The organism is Pseudomonas petroselini (genome assembly GCF_045037875.1).
Lineage (GTDB): Bacteria > Pseudomonadota > Gammaproteobacteria > Pseudomonadales > Pseudomonadaceae > Aquipseudomonas > Aquipseudomonas petroselini.
The window spans coordinates 6,324,072-6,337,588 of the sequence record NZ_CP173614.1 but is presented as its reverse complement, the minus strand read 5'-3'; the positions used below and the strand labels follow the sequence as shown (position 1 = coordinate 6,337,588).

Sequence of the window (13,517 nt, the reverse complement as noted above, 5' to 3'; positions counted from 1 at the left end):
ATGGCAGTTGAGTGCGTAGCGGGCAGTCACGTAGCTCCCGAAGAGCGATTCGATTATTTCTGGCGCCAGCAGGGCGAGTGGGTCGAGGAGCCTAACCGTCGGCGTGGCGGTGAAAGTGGCGTGCAACGGGTCATGGGCCCCAATGGACGCTTGCTCTACAGCAAACGCCAGACTGGGCATATCTACCGCAGCTGGTTGCACCCGTTCGGCCGCCCCACGGTGTTGCGCGAGCGCGATGCCATCAAGGGCCTGCGCCTGTTGGATGTGCGAGTGCCGGAGATGGTGTTTTGCGAGGCGCGCCGCGACCCCGAGCACCAATGGAAGGCGTTATTGGTTACCGCCTCTCTCGACGGTTTCGACGAAATCGAAAACTGGTACGCCGCCGGTGGCCGCGAACAGTACGGCGAGTTGGTTCACGAGCGTCTGCTCAAGGAATTGGCCGGCACCCTGGCGCGTATGCACAAGGGCCGCTGGCAGCATGGCTGCCTGTACATCAAGCATATTTTCGTGCGGGTGACGGGCGAAGGTGACTCGGCCAACGTGGAAGTGGCGCTGCTGGATTTCGAGAAATGCCGCCAGCGTTTGACCGCTTATCGGGCGGCCTCCCATGACATGCTGCAATTGCGCCGCCATTCGTCGTGGAACGATACCGACTGGAAGAAACTCAGCTATTTTTATGAGACGGCGTTTGGCAGCGCTATCAAGGGTTTAACCAGATGAAGCTAGAAATAGCACGAGGTTTGTTCCTGGTCGGGGCGCTGGGTGTTGCAGCCTTGGCGCTGGCGGCGTGGGAACAGCCCCGCACACAGGTGCTCAGTGCGACGCAGGGTGGCGGGCAATGCCTGTTGCCGCGCGTCGCCAAGACCAGTGTGGCGGTCAAGCCTGATCATGAGTTGTTGCTGTTCATGTTTGGAATGTCTCAAGGGATGAGGCCGCAGAGTTGAAACGATTCAAACCCCCGAAAAAGGGCCTTGCGATGCGAGGCCCTTTTTTTTGCCTGCAGGTCAGGCCTTATCCGGTTTGGCCAGCAAGGTATACACGCAAGGCAGCACAAACAATGTAAACAGCGTGCCGATCGACATCCCTGTCGCAATCACCATACCGATATCAAACCGGCTGACCGCGCCCGCACCCGTGGCGAAAATCAGCGGCACCATGCCGAACACCATCGCCGCGGTGGTCATCAACACCGGTCGCAGGCGAATCGCTGCGGCTTCTTCCACCGCCTGGCGTGGCGTCAGGCCCTTGTCTTTGCGCAATTGGTTGGCGAACTCCACGATCAGGATCCCGTGCTTGCTGATCAAACCGATCAGCGTCACCAAACCGACCTGGGTGTAGATGTTCATGCTCGACCAACCCAGGAACAGCGGAATCAGCGCCCCGCAGATCGACAACGGCACCGTCACCAGAATCACCAACGGGTCACGGAAACTCTCGAACTGCGCCGCCAGCACTAGGAAGATGATCGCCAGGGCCAGGCCAAAGGTGACCCACAGCGCCTTGCCTTCCTGGATAAATTGCCGGGACGCGCCGCTGTAGTCGAACGCATAGCCGGGCGGGGTTTCTTCAAGGGCGATCTGGCGCACGGTGTCGATGGCCTCGCCCATGCTGACGATGGGAAAACCCGAGATTAGCGCCGAGTTGAGTTGCTGGAACTGGTTCAGCTGCCGGGGGCGGGCGCGGTCCGTCAGCGTGATCAGGGTCGAGAGTGGCAGCAACTCGCCCTGGGCGTTTTTCACGTAGTAGTTGTTCAGCCAGTCGGGGTTGTCGCGGTAGGCACGCTCGACCTGGGCAATCACTTTGTAACTGCGTCCATCCAGGGTGAACCGGTTGATTTCCGCCTCCGCGAGCAACGTCGCCAGGGTGCCGCCGAGGTCCTGCATCGACACGCCCATCTGTGCCGCCTTGGCACGGTCGATATCCACCACCACTTCGGGTTTGTCGAACGCCAGGTCAATATCGACGAAAGCAAACTTGCCCGACGCCATCGCGCGCTTTTTCACCCGGTTGGCCACATCGAGCAACGACTCATAGTCGTTGGCCGTGTTGATCACAAAGCCGAACGGCAAGCCTTCGCCCGTGCCCGGCAAAGAGGGCAGGTTGAAGCCGAACACTTGCAGGCCGGGAATCTGCTCGAGGCGCTTTTGTACCTCGGGCAGGATTTGCATCTGGGTGCGGTCGCGCTCGTTCCACGGCTTGAGCAGAAAACCGCCGATGCCCGATTGCACACCGTTGAAGCCGTTGATCTGGAACGACGAGTAGTACTCCGGGAACTCCTTGAAGATTTTGATGAACTCGTCTGTGTAGGTGTTGAGGTAGTCCAGGTTGGTCGGCTGCGGCGCGCTGGCCATCATGAAGATGATGCCTTGGTCTTCGTCAGGCGCCAGTTGCGACTGGGTGAACTTGAGGAACACCGGGATCAGGCACAGCACGATCAACGCAAACACGATCACCACCGGCCGCGTGTTCAACGTGCCGTGCAGCATGCTCTGGTAGCGGCGCTTGAGGCTGTCGAAGATCCGGTCGAGGCGGTGAGCCAGGCCCGAAGGGTTTTCATCGTGACGCAACAACAGCGCGCACATCATCGGCGACAGCGTCAGGGCGACGATGCCGGAAATGATCACTGCACCGGCGAGGGTGAGGGCGAATTCCTTGAACAGCGCACCCGTGAGCCCTTCGAGAAAACCAATCGGCGCATACACCGCCGCCAGGGTGACGGTCATCGACACCACCGGCAGCGCGATTTCCCGTGCGCCTTCCAGCGCTGCATCCAGAGGCGTCTTGCCGTCTTCGATATGCCGGTGGATGTTTTCCACCACCACGATGGCATCGTCCACCACCAGGCCGATGGCCAGGACCATCGCCAGCAGCGTCAGCAGGTTGATCGAATAGCCCATCAACTGCATGAAAAACAGCACGCCGATCATCGACAGCGGGATCGTGATGACCGGGATCACCACCGCCCGCAGGGCACCGAGGAACAGGAACACCACCACAATCACGATCAGTACCGCTTCAAACAGCGTCTTGACGACTTCGTTGATGGACGCCTGGATAAACAGCGTGGCGTCGTAGGCGATTTCGGCCTTGAGGGTGGGCGGCAGCTGGGATTCCAGCTCCGGCATGATCTTGCGCACTTCCTTGATCACATCCAACGGGTTGGCGCTGGGCGTGGCCTTGATACCGATGTACACCGACGGCGTGCCGCCAAATGAGCTGATGGCGTTGTAGTTTTCCGCGCCCATTTCCACCCGGGCCACGTCCCGCAGCAGTACACGGCTGTCGCCGTCGGTTTTCACCGTGATCGCGCCAAACGCGTCGGCGGACTTGAGATCGGTGTTGGCGTTGATACTGGTGACCACGAACTCGCCCTTCACCTCGCCGGCGGCGGACAGGAAGTTGTAGCGGCGCACGGCGTCGGTGATGTCGCTGGCGCTGAGGCCGAAACCAGCGAGTTTCACCGGGTCGAGCCAGATGCGCATGGCGAATACCTGGTTGCCGAGGATCTCCGCTTCGGCCATGCCGGGCAGGGTGGCGAGCTTGGGCTGGATCACCCGAGACAGGTAGTCGGTGATCTGCGGATTGCTCAGTTGCCCGCTGGAGAAGCTGATGTACATCAGCGCCGAGGCGTCGGCGGCTTCTTTGCTCAGCACCGGGTCCTCGGCATCCTGGGGCAGCTTGTTCTTGACCTCGTTGGCCTTGGCCAGCAATTCGGTAAACAGGCGGTCGCTGTTGGCGCCGATGCGCGCGTAGATCGAGATCACCGAGAAGTTCTGGCGACTCACCGAGGTCATGTAGTCGATGCCTTCGGCGCTGGCCAGGCTTTGTTGCAGGGGTTGGGTGATATAGCCCTGGATGGTCTCGGCGTTCGCACCGGGGTAGGCGGTGGTCACCGTGATCAGGGCGTTCTCCATGCTTGGATACTGGCGCAGCGGCAGCTTGCTGTAAGCCTGGAAACCCAGCAGCACGATCAGCAGGCTGACCACCATGGCCAGCACCGGCCGGCGAATAAAGACGTCGGTGAACTTCATGGCTCAGTGCCCTGCCGGCAGGTTTTTGTCCGGGCTGATGGCAATGGGCGTGCCGTTGTCCAGCTTCAGCTGGCCGGCGCTGACCACCTGCTCGCCGGCTTTCAGGCCCTTGCTCACCAGCACCAGGCCGCCGCGCCGCTCACCGGTCTCGACGAACCGTCGTTCGGCGATCAGCAGCGGCTTGCCATCGGCATCCTTTTCCACCTCGCCGCCCTCGGTTTTTTTCTCGGCCACGGCGTACACCGAGTTGCCGTAGAGGGTGTAGGTAATCGCGCCTTCCGGCACCACGATCTGCGCCGCGGGATTGGGCAGCAGCACGTCCAGGCTGGTGAACATGCCGGGCAGCAGCTTGCCCTCCGGGTTGGCCAGGGTGGCGCGCACCAGCACATTGCGCGTGCTGTTCTCGACCTTGGGGTTGATCGCACTGACGCTGCCGGGGAATGGTTCGCCCGGGTAAGCCGAGACGGCGACCTGCACGGCCTGCCCAAGGGCGACTTTGGGCACGGAGTGCTCGGGGATATAGAAGTCGACGTAGAGGCTGCTGATGTCCTGCAAAGTGGCGATCACCGTGCCGCTGGCCAGGTAGTCGCCTACGTCCACTTGGCGAATGCCGATGGTGCCGCTGAATGGCGCGACGATGTGCTTTTTCGCCAACGACGCCTTGAGCTGATTGACCGTGGCCTTGTTCTTTTGCAGTTGCGCGGAGAGGCGGTCGAACTCGCCTTTGGAGATGGCTTGGCTGCCGACCAGTTGACTGCCGCGACCGTAGTCCAGCTGGGCCAGGCCGAGGTCGGCCTGGGCGGTTTCCAGCAGGGCGCTTTCCACTGCGCTGTCGAGTTGCACCAGCGGCTGCCCGGCCTTGACCTTCTGCCCGGACGCGAACTGCACATCCTTGACTGTGCCGGCAACCTCCAGGCTCAGGTTGACCCCTTGCAAGGCTTTGAGCGTGCCCACCGAGGGCAGGCGCAGTTGCCAGGGCTGCTCGGTCGCCGTGGCGACGGCCACACTCACCGGCGGCTTGGGTTTGGAGAAGACCTGGATTTGCTGATAGATGGAAAAGGCTTTATAGCCCGCCAGCAGCAGGACAATTAACAGGACAACACCCAACATGATCAGCAGGCGACGGCGCAGCATATTCCGGTTCCTTGGAAAAACTGGGGCAGACGAAGACAGGCACATCCGGAACATACTCCGAGTGTCGGAGGTATTCCAGCGGGTAAGTTTTACCGTCGGTTGCAGGCTGGAACTCACCGATTGTCAGTTGTAAAAGGTGAGAAAGGGCTGTCAGCCCTTTCCAGTGAATCAGTGCGGGGATGTGCTGCCAACCGTTCGAGCCGCAGGGTCGGCTTTGGTCAATGCCGCGTACACCGATGGCAGGACGAACAAGGTAAATAATGTCCCGATCGACATGCCGGTGGCGATCACCAGGCCAATATCAAATCGGCTGACGGCGCCTGCGCCGCTGGACAAAATCAGCGGGATCACCCCCAGCACGGTTGCCAGGGTGGTCATCAGAATAGGTCGCAGACGGATTGCTGCTGCCTCCTCGACGGCGGCACGCGGTGACAGGCCCTGTTCCTTGCGCAGTTGGTTAGCAAATTCGACGATGAGAATACCGTGCTTACTGATCAGGCCTATTAACGTGACCAAACCGATTTGCGTATAGATGTTCAGGGTGGACCAGCCCAGGAACAGCGCGATCAACGCCCCGGCTATCGACAGTGGCACCGTCACCAGTATCACCAAGGAATCGCGCAGGCTTTCGAACTGTGCGGCCAATACCAGGCCGATGATCGCCAGCGCCAGGCCGAAGGTGCCCCACAGCGCGTTCCCCTCCTGAACAAACTGGCGGGTAGCATTGCTGTAATCGAAGGTGTAGCCCGGTGGCGCCTCTTCTTGGGCGATTGCTTGCAGGGTTTCGAGCGCATGACTCATGCCGACAATCGGAAATCCTGAAACGATGACTGAATTGAGCTGTTGGAACTGATTCAACTGCCGTGGTCGCACCTGTTGGCTGGATACTTTGATTAATGTCGAAAGGGGGAGCAATTGACCGTCGGCGTTTTTGACTGCGTAGTGGCTCAGCCATTGCGGATTGTCTCGGTAGGTGCGCTCGACCTGGGCAATCACCTTGTAGAGGTGGCCATCAATGCTGAATCGGTTGATTTCCGTTTCAGCCAGCAGGGTCGCGAGGGTCAGGCTCAGCTCTTCCATGGATACCCCCATTTGCGCGGCTTTGGTCCGGTCGATGTCGATCACCACTTCGGGGCGGTCGAACGCCAGGTCGATATCCACGTAGGCAAATTTTCCTGAGTCTATTGCACGTTGCTTGATGCGTTCGGCCACGCTCATCATCGACTCATAGTCTTGCTGGGAACTGAGCACGAAGCCGAAGGGCAGGCCCTCACCCCCTCCTGGCAGGGACGGCAGGTTAAACGCGAAGACCTGCAGGCCGGGGATACGGTCCAGTTTTTCGCGCAGGGGGGCGAGTACCTGCATCTGTGTGCGGTCGCGATCTTTCCAGGGTTTGAGTAGAAACCCGCCGACACCTGAATGAACACCTTCCAGGCCGTTGATCTGGAACGAAGCCTGGTATTCGGGCAGCGTCTTGAACGGCTCGATAAATGCCTGGGTATACGTATTCAGGTAGGCCAGGTTGGTCGGCTGCGGCGCACTGGAAAGGATGAATATCAGGCCCTTGTCCTCATCGGGTGCCAGTTCCGAAAGGGTGAACATGAGCATTACGGGAATCAGGCCGAGCACGACCAGGGCAAACACCAAGACCACCGACTGCGCTTTCATGATCTGATGCAGGCGTTGCTGATAGCTTTTTCTCAACGCATTAAAGAAGCGGTCCAGGATCAGGAACAGGCCCTTGGGCTGTTCCTCGGGGCGTAGCAACACCGCGCACATCATCGGTGACAGGGTCAGCGCGACGATACCGGAAATCACCACGGCACCTGCGAGCGTCAGGGCGAACTCCTTGAACAAGGCGCCCGTAAGGCCTTGCAGGAAACCGATAGGGGTATACACCGCAGCCAGTGTGATGGTCATGGACAGCACCGGCACACATATCTCTCTCGCACCTCTGATAGCCGCTTCAAGAGGGGATTTACCCCTTTCGATGTGCCGGTGAATGTTTTCCATCACCACGATGGCGTCATCGACGACCAGGCCGATCGCCAGAACCATGGCCAGCAGGGTCAGAACGTTGATGGAGTACCCCATCATTTGCATGAAAAACAGCGTGCCAATCAGTGACAGCGGAATAGTGACGACTGGAATTACCGCTGAGCGCAGCGAACCCAGGAACAAAAAAACCACCAACACCACGATCACGATGGCCTCCACCAGGCTGGACAGCACCTGGTCGATAGAGGCGTTGATGTACAGCGTCGAGTCGTAGGCGATGTCCACGTCCAGGCCAGGTGGGATCTGTGATTGCAGCTGCGGCAGCAGGTCGCGAACGTGCTTGGCCAACTCCAGGGGGTTGGCGTCGGGGGCCGGTTTGATGCTGATGTAGAGTGCAGGAATGCCATTGAACGTACTGAAACTGTCGTAGTTCTGTGAACCCAATTCCACGCGTGCCACGTCACCCAGGCGCACCTGGCTGTCGCCCTTGGTTTTCAGGGGGATCGCATTAAACCCCTCTACCGAATGGAGTTCGGTGTTGGTCTGGATGCTGGTGACGACATATTCACCTGTCACATCACCTGCGGTGGGCTGCACGTTGTAGCGCTTGATCGCCTGCGTCACCTCACTGGCGCTCAAACCAAAACCAGCGAGTTTTATAGGGTCCAGCCACAGGCGCATGGCAAAGCTCTGGTTGCCGATGATCTGCGCTTCGGCCATGCCCGGCAGGGTCACCAGCCGAGGTTGAATCACACGACTCAGGTAGTCAGTGATCTGGGCGTTGTTCATGGTTTCGCTGGAAAAGCTCAGGTACATCAACGCGGTATTGTCAGCCGCGACCTTGCTCAGTATCGGGTCGTCAATCTCGCGCGGTAGCTGGTTCCTGACTTCATTGGTCTTGGCCAGCAGCTCCGTGAACAAGCGGTCGCTGTCGGCGCCGACTCGCCCGTAGATCGAGATGATCGAGATGTTCTGGCGACTGGAAGACTTCATGTAATCGATGCCTTGCGCGCTGGCCAGGCTCTTCTGCAACGGTTGGGTGATGTAGCTTTGAACACTCTCGGCACTTGAGCCTGGAGAGACCGTGGTCACCGTGATCAGCGCACTTTCCATCTGTGGGAACTGGCGCAACGGCAGTTTTGCGTACGCCTGCCAGCCCAGCAACACAATTAACAGACTCACCACCAGCGCAAGTACGGGGCGGCGAATGAACAGGTCGGTGATCGTCATTCTTGGTTTTCCCGATAGGTCGCCTGGGGCAGGTCGTCCGGTTGATTCCTGTCGATGCTGATATGCACCGGCGTACCGTGCACCAGCTTGTTCTGACCAGCAGTGACGACTTGTTCACCCTTGTGCAGGCCCTTGTCGACCACGACAAGGCCATCGCGTCGCTCGCTGCTTTGGATCAAGCGCCGCTCGGCGATCAGCACCGGCGTGCCGTCTTCCTGCAGCCCATGCTCCTGGGTGTCATCGGGGGGGGCCACAACGTACACGTACTGGCCGTAGGGGCTGAACGTGATCGCGCTTTCCGCAACCACCGTGTGCAATTGCGGGTCGGCCAGCTGTATCCGCAGGTCAGCGAACATGCCTGGCAGCACATTTTTGGGCGGGTCTGCCAGGGTCGCCCGCACCAATACATTTCGCGTGCTGTCATCAACGATCGGGTTGATGGCGCTGACGCTGGCGAGGCTGAAAACACCGGGGCGCGCAGAGACTTCAACCTGAACCGACTGGCCGATCGTGATCAATTGGGCGGCTTGCTCGGGGACATGGAAATCAACGTAAAGACTGCTGGTGTCCTGCAGGCTGGCGATCACCGTACCGCTTTGCAGAAAGTCACCCAGATCCACTTGGCGAATACCGATGATGCCGCTGAAAGGGGCGACGATAGATTTCTTTTTCAGTGCTTCGCTGCGTTGCGCAACGAGGGCATTGTGCCGCGTGAGCTCTGCACTCAGTCGATCGTACTCACCTCGGGAAATGGCGTTGATCGTCACCAGCTCCTTGCCGCGTTCGAAATTCTGCCGGGCCAAACGTTGGTCGGCCCGTGCCATGTCCAATTCGGCCTGTTCGGTCTGGTGCTCAAGTTGCAACAACGGTTGGCCCGCATCGACCCTTTGCCCTGACTCGAAGTGCAGCTGGGTGACCACGCCGGGGACTTCGATACTTAAATTGATACCTTGCAATGCCTTGAACGTGCCAGCCGCCGGCAACTGGCGCTGCCAGCGCTTTTCGAATGCGTTGGAGACCGCCACGCTCACGGGCGGCTTTGGCGCATGCAGGATTTGCAGCTGTTGGTAAACCCAAAACGCCTTGTAGCTGGCAAGCATCAGTACGACTAACAGGACGATACTGAGCATGGTAAGCATCCGACGGCCCGGCATAGCTGATTCCTTGTAGTGAGGCGAGTGAGGTGTTGCATGAAGGACGCGCAGGCAGGACCATCCGACGACACGCTGAGCGCCGAAGTTTTCACGAGAAAGGCGGGGGCAATAAGCAGTAAATTCGCGAGTTTCTGTAGGAATACAGATCTCTAAATGAAAGGTGTTTTCATATTTGTTGTAGGAAAAGTGCGGAGTGTTGCTGAGGGAGGGGCATGCGCCAGGGCGTCAGCCCAGGCGCTAAGGCGCTGAAGAGAGTCCCGGCGTTAGATCAGATGCAGATGGTTATCCCAGAGCCCCGCCGGCAGCTCCAACGGTTTTGCAAGCAGTGGGTTCTGGCGGCAGTCGTAGAACCGGCAACGCCCTTGTCCCGACGTCACGACAAACCCATCGTCTACGGCACCGACACCGGCACAGTCGGGCAGCGGCCCATCAAGCCGCAGTTCGCCGCTGTCCATGTCCCAGATAAAGAAGCGGTTGCCACGCGGTGCGGTCAACGCCACCAGGCGCAGCTCGCTGTGCACTGCAACGCTGGCGGTGTAGTGCCCCATGGCCTGCAGCTGTTCATCGGCCACCGGGAATGCCACGAAGGGCTGCCCTGGACGCTTGATCGCCAACAACTCGGAGCGTTCCTGGGACGGCCCCATGAACTGCTGCCCGGTGAGAATGGTGCCGTCGCTGGCGATCCCCATATGGCGCACGCTGTTCATCTGCTGGCCGAGGGTTTCCTTGCTGATCAGCGTACCGTCACGCTGCATCAGCACCAGGCTCGGTTCCATGGCGTTGAGGTTCATCTCCACGCGGCTTTCGGCTTCGGTGCGAATGCCGCCGTTGGCCACCACCAGGGTTTCGCCGTCGGGCATCCACGACACCTGGTGCGGACCGATACCGTGGGTGGAGATTTCGCCAGTGTGCACCAGCCGTTCGCCTTCGAACCTGTACACGCCGAGCAGGCCACGGCCAGGGTCGGACGTATCGTTTTCGGTGGCATACAGCCAGTCGCCGCTCTTGTGAATGACCGCGTGGCCATAGAAGTGGCGGTTGGCCTTCGAGGTGATGGTTTGCAGCAACGCGCCATCTCGCAGGTCGATCAGGTAACTCTCGGTGCCGGGGCGACGGGCGACAAACAGCGCAATCGGCAACGTCGGGTGGTTGATGATGTCGTGGCAGCGCTGGCCGACCTGGGTGGCAAACACCGGCTTGCCGTCCAGGCGATAGCCCACGGCGTAGTGCTTGCCGTCCGCATCATCCCGCGCCGAGAGCAGCAGCGGGCCCTTGTCTTTACTTTTGAACAGCGTCCAGCCACCCAACGTGAGTGCGCTGAGCAGCACGCTGCCAACGGCCAAAGCCTGTCGCCTGAGCATCATCAGTCACCGTCGTTGGCATTGAAGCCCAGTTGGATGCCCAGCGCCTTGGCCAATTCGCCTTCGTGCAGGCGGTGGACGACGTTGAGGCTGTCATAGATATCGTTGAGTTGCTGGCGCCCGGCATCGTCGGCCAGCAGCTCGTTGAGGGTGCGCGGGTTGCTGTCGAACAGTTTCAGGGACGCGGCGTAGGCGGCGTCGATCTTGTCAGCCAACGGTTTCTGCTCGGACGGCAGCAGGCCGCGCAGGCCTTTGTTGTCGACGCCGACCCACACGGTCTGGGCCGCCGCGAGGCTGGCTTGCAGGCTTTGCAGGGACGACTGGCTACGCCACGCATCGGCCTGGAAAGGCTGCGGGATACCCTTGGTCTGGCGGCCCATCGGCGTGCCGAGCTTTTTCTTCAGGGTGTCCAGTGCGGTCACTTGGACGCGCAGCAGATCGGCAATGGCTTCGTGGGAATCGGCGTAGCGCTGGTTCGGGAACTTGGTCATCTGCGCGAGCATGCCGTCGGTGCTGTTCCAGCTGGCCAGGATCTCTTCGGCGAGCGCCTTCTGGCGATCACCGATGGCCACCAGCAATGGGCAGTAACGGGCCTTTTGGGCGTCGTCGGCGATATCGGTCTTGGCGTCGTAGAGGATGTATTCGTAGGCCGACAGGCCTTGCACCACCACGCTGGACTTGGCCAGGGCGGCACCGTCGATCTGCGGCTGGCTGGCGACCAGTTGCTCGACCTGGCGGCCGACCAGGTTTTTCTTGTCCGGCCAGAATTGCACCTGCCACGCACGGTTGCCTTCAGCCAGCGGGCCGATCAACAGCGGTTGCAGCTCGGCCCAGGCCTTTTGTGCGTGGAGGAAATCGGCACGCGCGGTGTCCAGGCTCTCTTTACCCTGGCAGTAGGCCAGGGCGCTGACGGCCAGTTGACGGTCGGCTTCAACCCAGCGGCTGTAGGTGGGCAGAATCACTTGCTTGGCGATGGCCGCCGAGGTCACGGCTTGCGGGTCTTGCGGCGAGCAGGCACCGAGGGCGAGGGCGGCAAGGCTGGTGAACAACAACTTGGGACGGAACATGTCGAGCTCCCTTCTGTAATTGGGGCAAAGCTTATAAAGAATTCAGGAACGCCAGCAACGCAGCGCGCTGCTCGGCATTAAAAGACAACACATGCTGCTGCGCCGCTTGTGCTTCGCCGCCGTGCCACAGCACGGCTTCCAGCAGGTTGCGAGCGCGGCCGTCATGCAGGAACTGGGTGTGGCCACTCACGGTTTGCGTCAAGCCGATACCCCACAACGGCGGCGTGCGCCAGTCGCGGCCGCCGGCCTTGAATTCGCTGCGGTTGTCGGCGAGGCCATCGCCCATGTCGTGCAACAGCAGGTCGCTGTAGGGGCGGATCACTTGGTTGGCCAGCTCAGGTTCGGCGGCGTTGGCGGCCGTGGTGAACGCGGGCGTGTGGCAACCCTGGCAGCCAGCTTGATAGAACAGGTTTTTACCGGCCAGCACCTGTGGCGTGTTGACGCCTCGGCGCGCCGGTACGGCCAGGTTACGGGTGTAGAACAGCACCAGGCGCAGGATATTGTCGCTGACCTCCGGCTCGCCGTCGGGGCCATTGCCGTTAGGGGCTTGTTTGCAGGCGACTTGGGCATCAGTGCAGTCATCGAACGGTCTCAGGGAAGTCGTGAGGCCCATATCACCAGAGAACGCGTGAACATTTTGTTGATTGAGGTTGGGTTGCCCGGCTTTCCAGCCAAAACGCCCGAGCACGGTTTTTTGCTGGGCGTCGTCCCAGACCCAGTTGGCGCGGCCGACGATGGCTTCCTTGTCGGCGGTCTTCGGGGCGGTGTTGCGCAGGATATCGGCGTCGCTGATGGCTTCGAGCAGGCCCAGGCCGATCATCGGCGGGGCGATGCGCGCGGAGAAGCGTGTGTCCGGATGCATCGGGCCGTAGCCGAGTTGGGTGATTTGCAGGTCCGGCTTGCGTAACTCGACCACGGTGCCGTCCTTGAACGTCACGTTGACCGGTGTGTAGTCCATGCGCACCTTGCCTTCGGGCACTACGCCCGGCACCGCCATGTCCTGCAGTTGCCCGCCGTAGACCGGCTCGGGCACTACGCCGATCTGTTCGATGAGTGTGGCATAGGGCGCAGCGTCCGGAATCGACAGGCGCACCAGCATCGACACCGCATTGGGTGCGTCGGGCAACGGCGGATGCCCACGGCCGTCCTTGATATGGCAGTTCTGGCAGGCGTTGGTGTTAAACAACGGGCCCAGGCCATCACGCGCCGTGGTGGTGGACGGGGCGATCACCCACGGGCTGCGAAAGAAGCTGTTGCCGACGCTGAAGTCCAGGCGCCGCGTGGGCGACAGGTTCGCCGAGGGCAAGGAAAACGCGTTCTGGTCGCGCTTGTTCACCGTCGCAGCGCCGCCCGCCCGTGATTCACCCGGCTCGGCCTTGGTAAACCTGGGCGCGTCATCGCAGGCAGTCAGGCTCAAGGCCAGCAACCCCGCGGACAGGCGAAAAAGCGAACGGAACATCGGGTTTCCTGAGTGAAGGCGCAAAATAGGGGCGCAAAGTCTAACAGGGCGGGGCGCAATGAATAAGAGCAATTATCGTTTGG

Annotated in this window: 9 protein-coding genes; 2 read left to right on the top strand and 7 right to left on the bottom strand. The window is 60.5% G+C overall.

What is annotated here, in order from left to right:
• Nucleotides 1–720: a lipopolysaccharide kinase InaA family protein gene (locus tag ACI512_RS29250; protein WP_015885674.1), complete on the top strand. Its 720-nt coding sequence runs from the start codon at nt 1–3 to the stop codon at nt 718–720.
• Nucleotides 717–944 carry a hypothetical protein gene (locus ACI512_RS29245; protein ID WP_015885673.1) on the top strand — a complete coding sequence of 76 codons (228 nt, stop codon included), beginning with the start codon at nt 717–719 and terminating at the stop codon, nt 942–944. Before ACI512_RS29250 ends, ACI512_RS29245 begins: the two co-directional genes overlap by 4 nt.
• A gap of 60 nt (nt 945–1,004) precedes the next feature.
• Here the strand turns inward: ACI512_RS29245 and ACI512_RS29240 are convergent, their stop codons facing one another.
• From ACI512_RS29240 to ACI512_RS29210, 7 genes are all read right to left on the bottom strand, one after another.
• Entirely contained in the window at nt 1,005–4,031 is a 3,027-nt protein-coding gene (locus ACI512_RS29240) for a multidrug efflux RND transporter permease subunit (protein WP_405121450.1), read from the bottom strand.
• A gap of 3 nt (nt 4,032–4,034) precedes the next feature.
• Complete coding sequence (locus ACI512_RS29235) at nt 4,035–5,165, bottom strand: efflux RND transporter periplasmic adaptor subunit (protein ID WP_046035263.1); 1,131 nt, start codon at nt 5,163–5,165, stop codon at nt 4,035–4,037.
• A 168-nt stretch (nt 5,166–5,333) separates the two neighbouring features.
• A complete protein-coding gene (locus tag ACI512_RS29230; RefSeq protein ID WP_405121449.1) occupies nt 5,334–8,393 on the bottom strand; it encodes a multidrug efflux RND transporter permease subunit in 3,060 nt (1,019 codons plus the stop codon).
• A complete protein-coding gene (locus tag ACI512_RS29225; RefSeq protein WP_231808078.1) occupies nt 8,390–9,547 on the bottom strand; it encodes an efflux RND transporter periplasmic adaptor subunit in 1,158 nt (385 codons plus the stop codon). The genes ACI512_RS29230 and ACI512_RS29225 overlap by 4 nt, the downstream gene beginning before the upstream one ends.
• 263 nt (nt 9,548–9,810) lie before the next feature.
• The gene (locus ACI512_RS29220; protein ID WP_015885668.1) at nt 9,811–10,908 is read right to left on the bottom strand and encodes a DUF1513 domain-containing protein; all 1,098 of its coding nucleotides are present in this window, start codon (nt 10,906–10,908) and stop codon (nt 9,811–9,813) included.
• 2 nt (nt 10,909–10,910) lie between these two features.
• The gene (locus tag ACI512_RS29215) at nt 10,911–11,975 is read right to left on the bottom strand and encodes an imelysin family protein (RefSeq protein WP_064054588.1); all 1,065 of its coding nucleotides are present in this window, start codon (nt 11,973–11,975) and stop codon (nt 10,911–10,913) included.
• Between the two features lie 31 nt (nt 11,976–12,006).
• Nucleotides 12,007–13,434: a di-heme oxidoredictase family protein gene (locus ACI512_RS29210; protein ID WP_236382154.1), complete on the bottom strand. Its 1,428-nt coding sequence runs from the start codon at nt 13,432–13,434 to the stop codon at nt 12,007–12,009.
• Between the last annotated feature and the right edge of the window lie 83 nt (nt 13,435–13,517).

What these genes read in the sequence shown, in the direction of transcription:
- ACI512_RS29245 (WP_015885673.1), top strand. Translation starts at nt 717, where the DNA reads ATGAAGCTAGAAATAGCACGAGGTTTGTTCCTGGTCGGGGCGCTGGGT.
- ACI512_RS29215 (WP_064054588.1), bottom strand. Translation starts at nt 11,975, where the DNA reads ATGTTCCGTCCCAAGTTGTTGTTCACCAGCCTTGCCGCCCTCGCCCTC.
- ACI512_RS29225 (WP_231808078.1), bottom strand. Translation starts at nt 9,547, where the DNA reads ATGCCGGGCCGTCGGATGCTTACCATGCTCAGTATCGTCCTGTTAGTC.
- ACI512_RS29220 (WP_015885668.1), bottom strand. Translation starts at nt 10,908, where the DNA reads ATGCTCAGGCGACAGGCTTTGGCCGTTGGCAGCGTGCTGCTCAGCGCA.
- ACI512_RS29210 (WP_236382154.1), bottom strand. Translation starts at nt 13,434, where the DNA reads ATGTTCCGTTCGCTTTTTCGCCTGTCCGCGGGGTTGCTGGCCTTGAGC.
- ACI512_RS29235 (WP_046035263.1), bottom strand. Translation starts at nt 5,165, where the DNA reads ATGCTGCGCCGTCGCCTGCTGATCATGTTGGGTGTTGTCCTGTTAATT.
- ACI512_RS29240 (WP_405121450.1), bottom strand. Translation starts at nt 4,031, where the DNA reads ATGAAGTTCACCGACGTCTTTATTCGCCGGCCGGTGCTGGCCATGGTG.
- ACI512_RS29250 (WP_015885674.1), top strand. Translation starts at nt 1, where the DNA reads ATGGCAGTTGAGTGCGTAGCGGGCAGTCACGTAGCTCCCGAAGAGCGA.
- ACI512_RS29230 (WP_405121449.1), bottom strand. Translation starts at nt 8,393, where the DNA reads ATGACGATCACCGACCTGTTCATTCGCCGCCCCGTACTTGCGCTGGTG.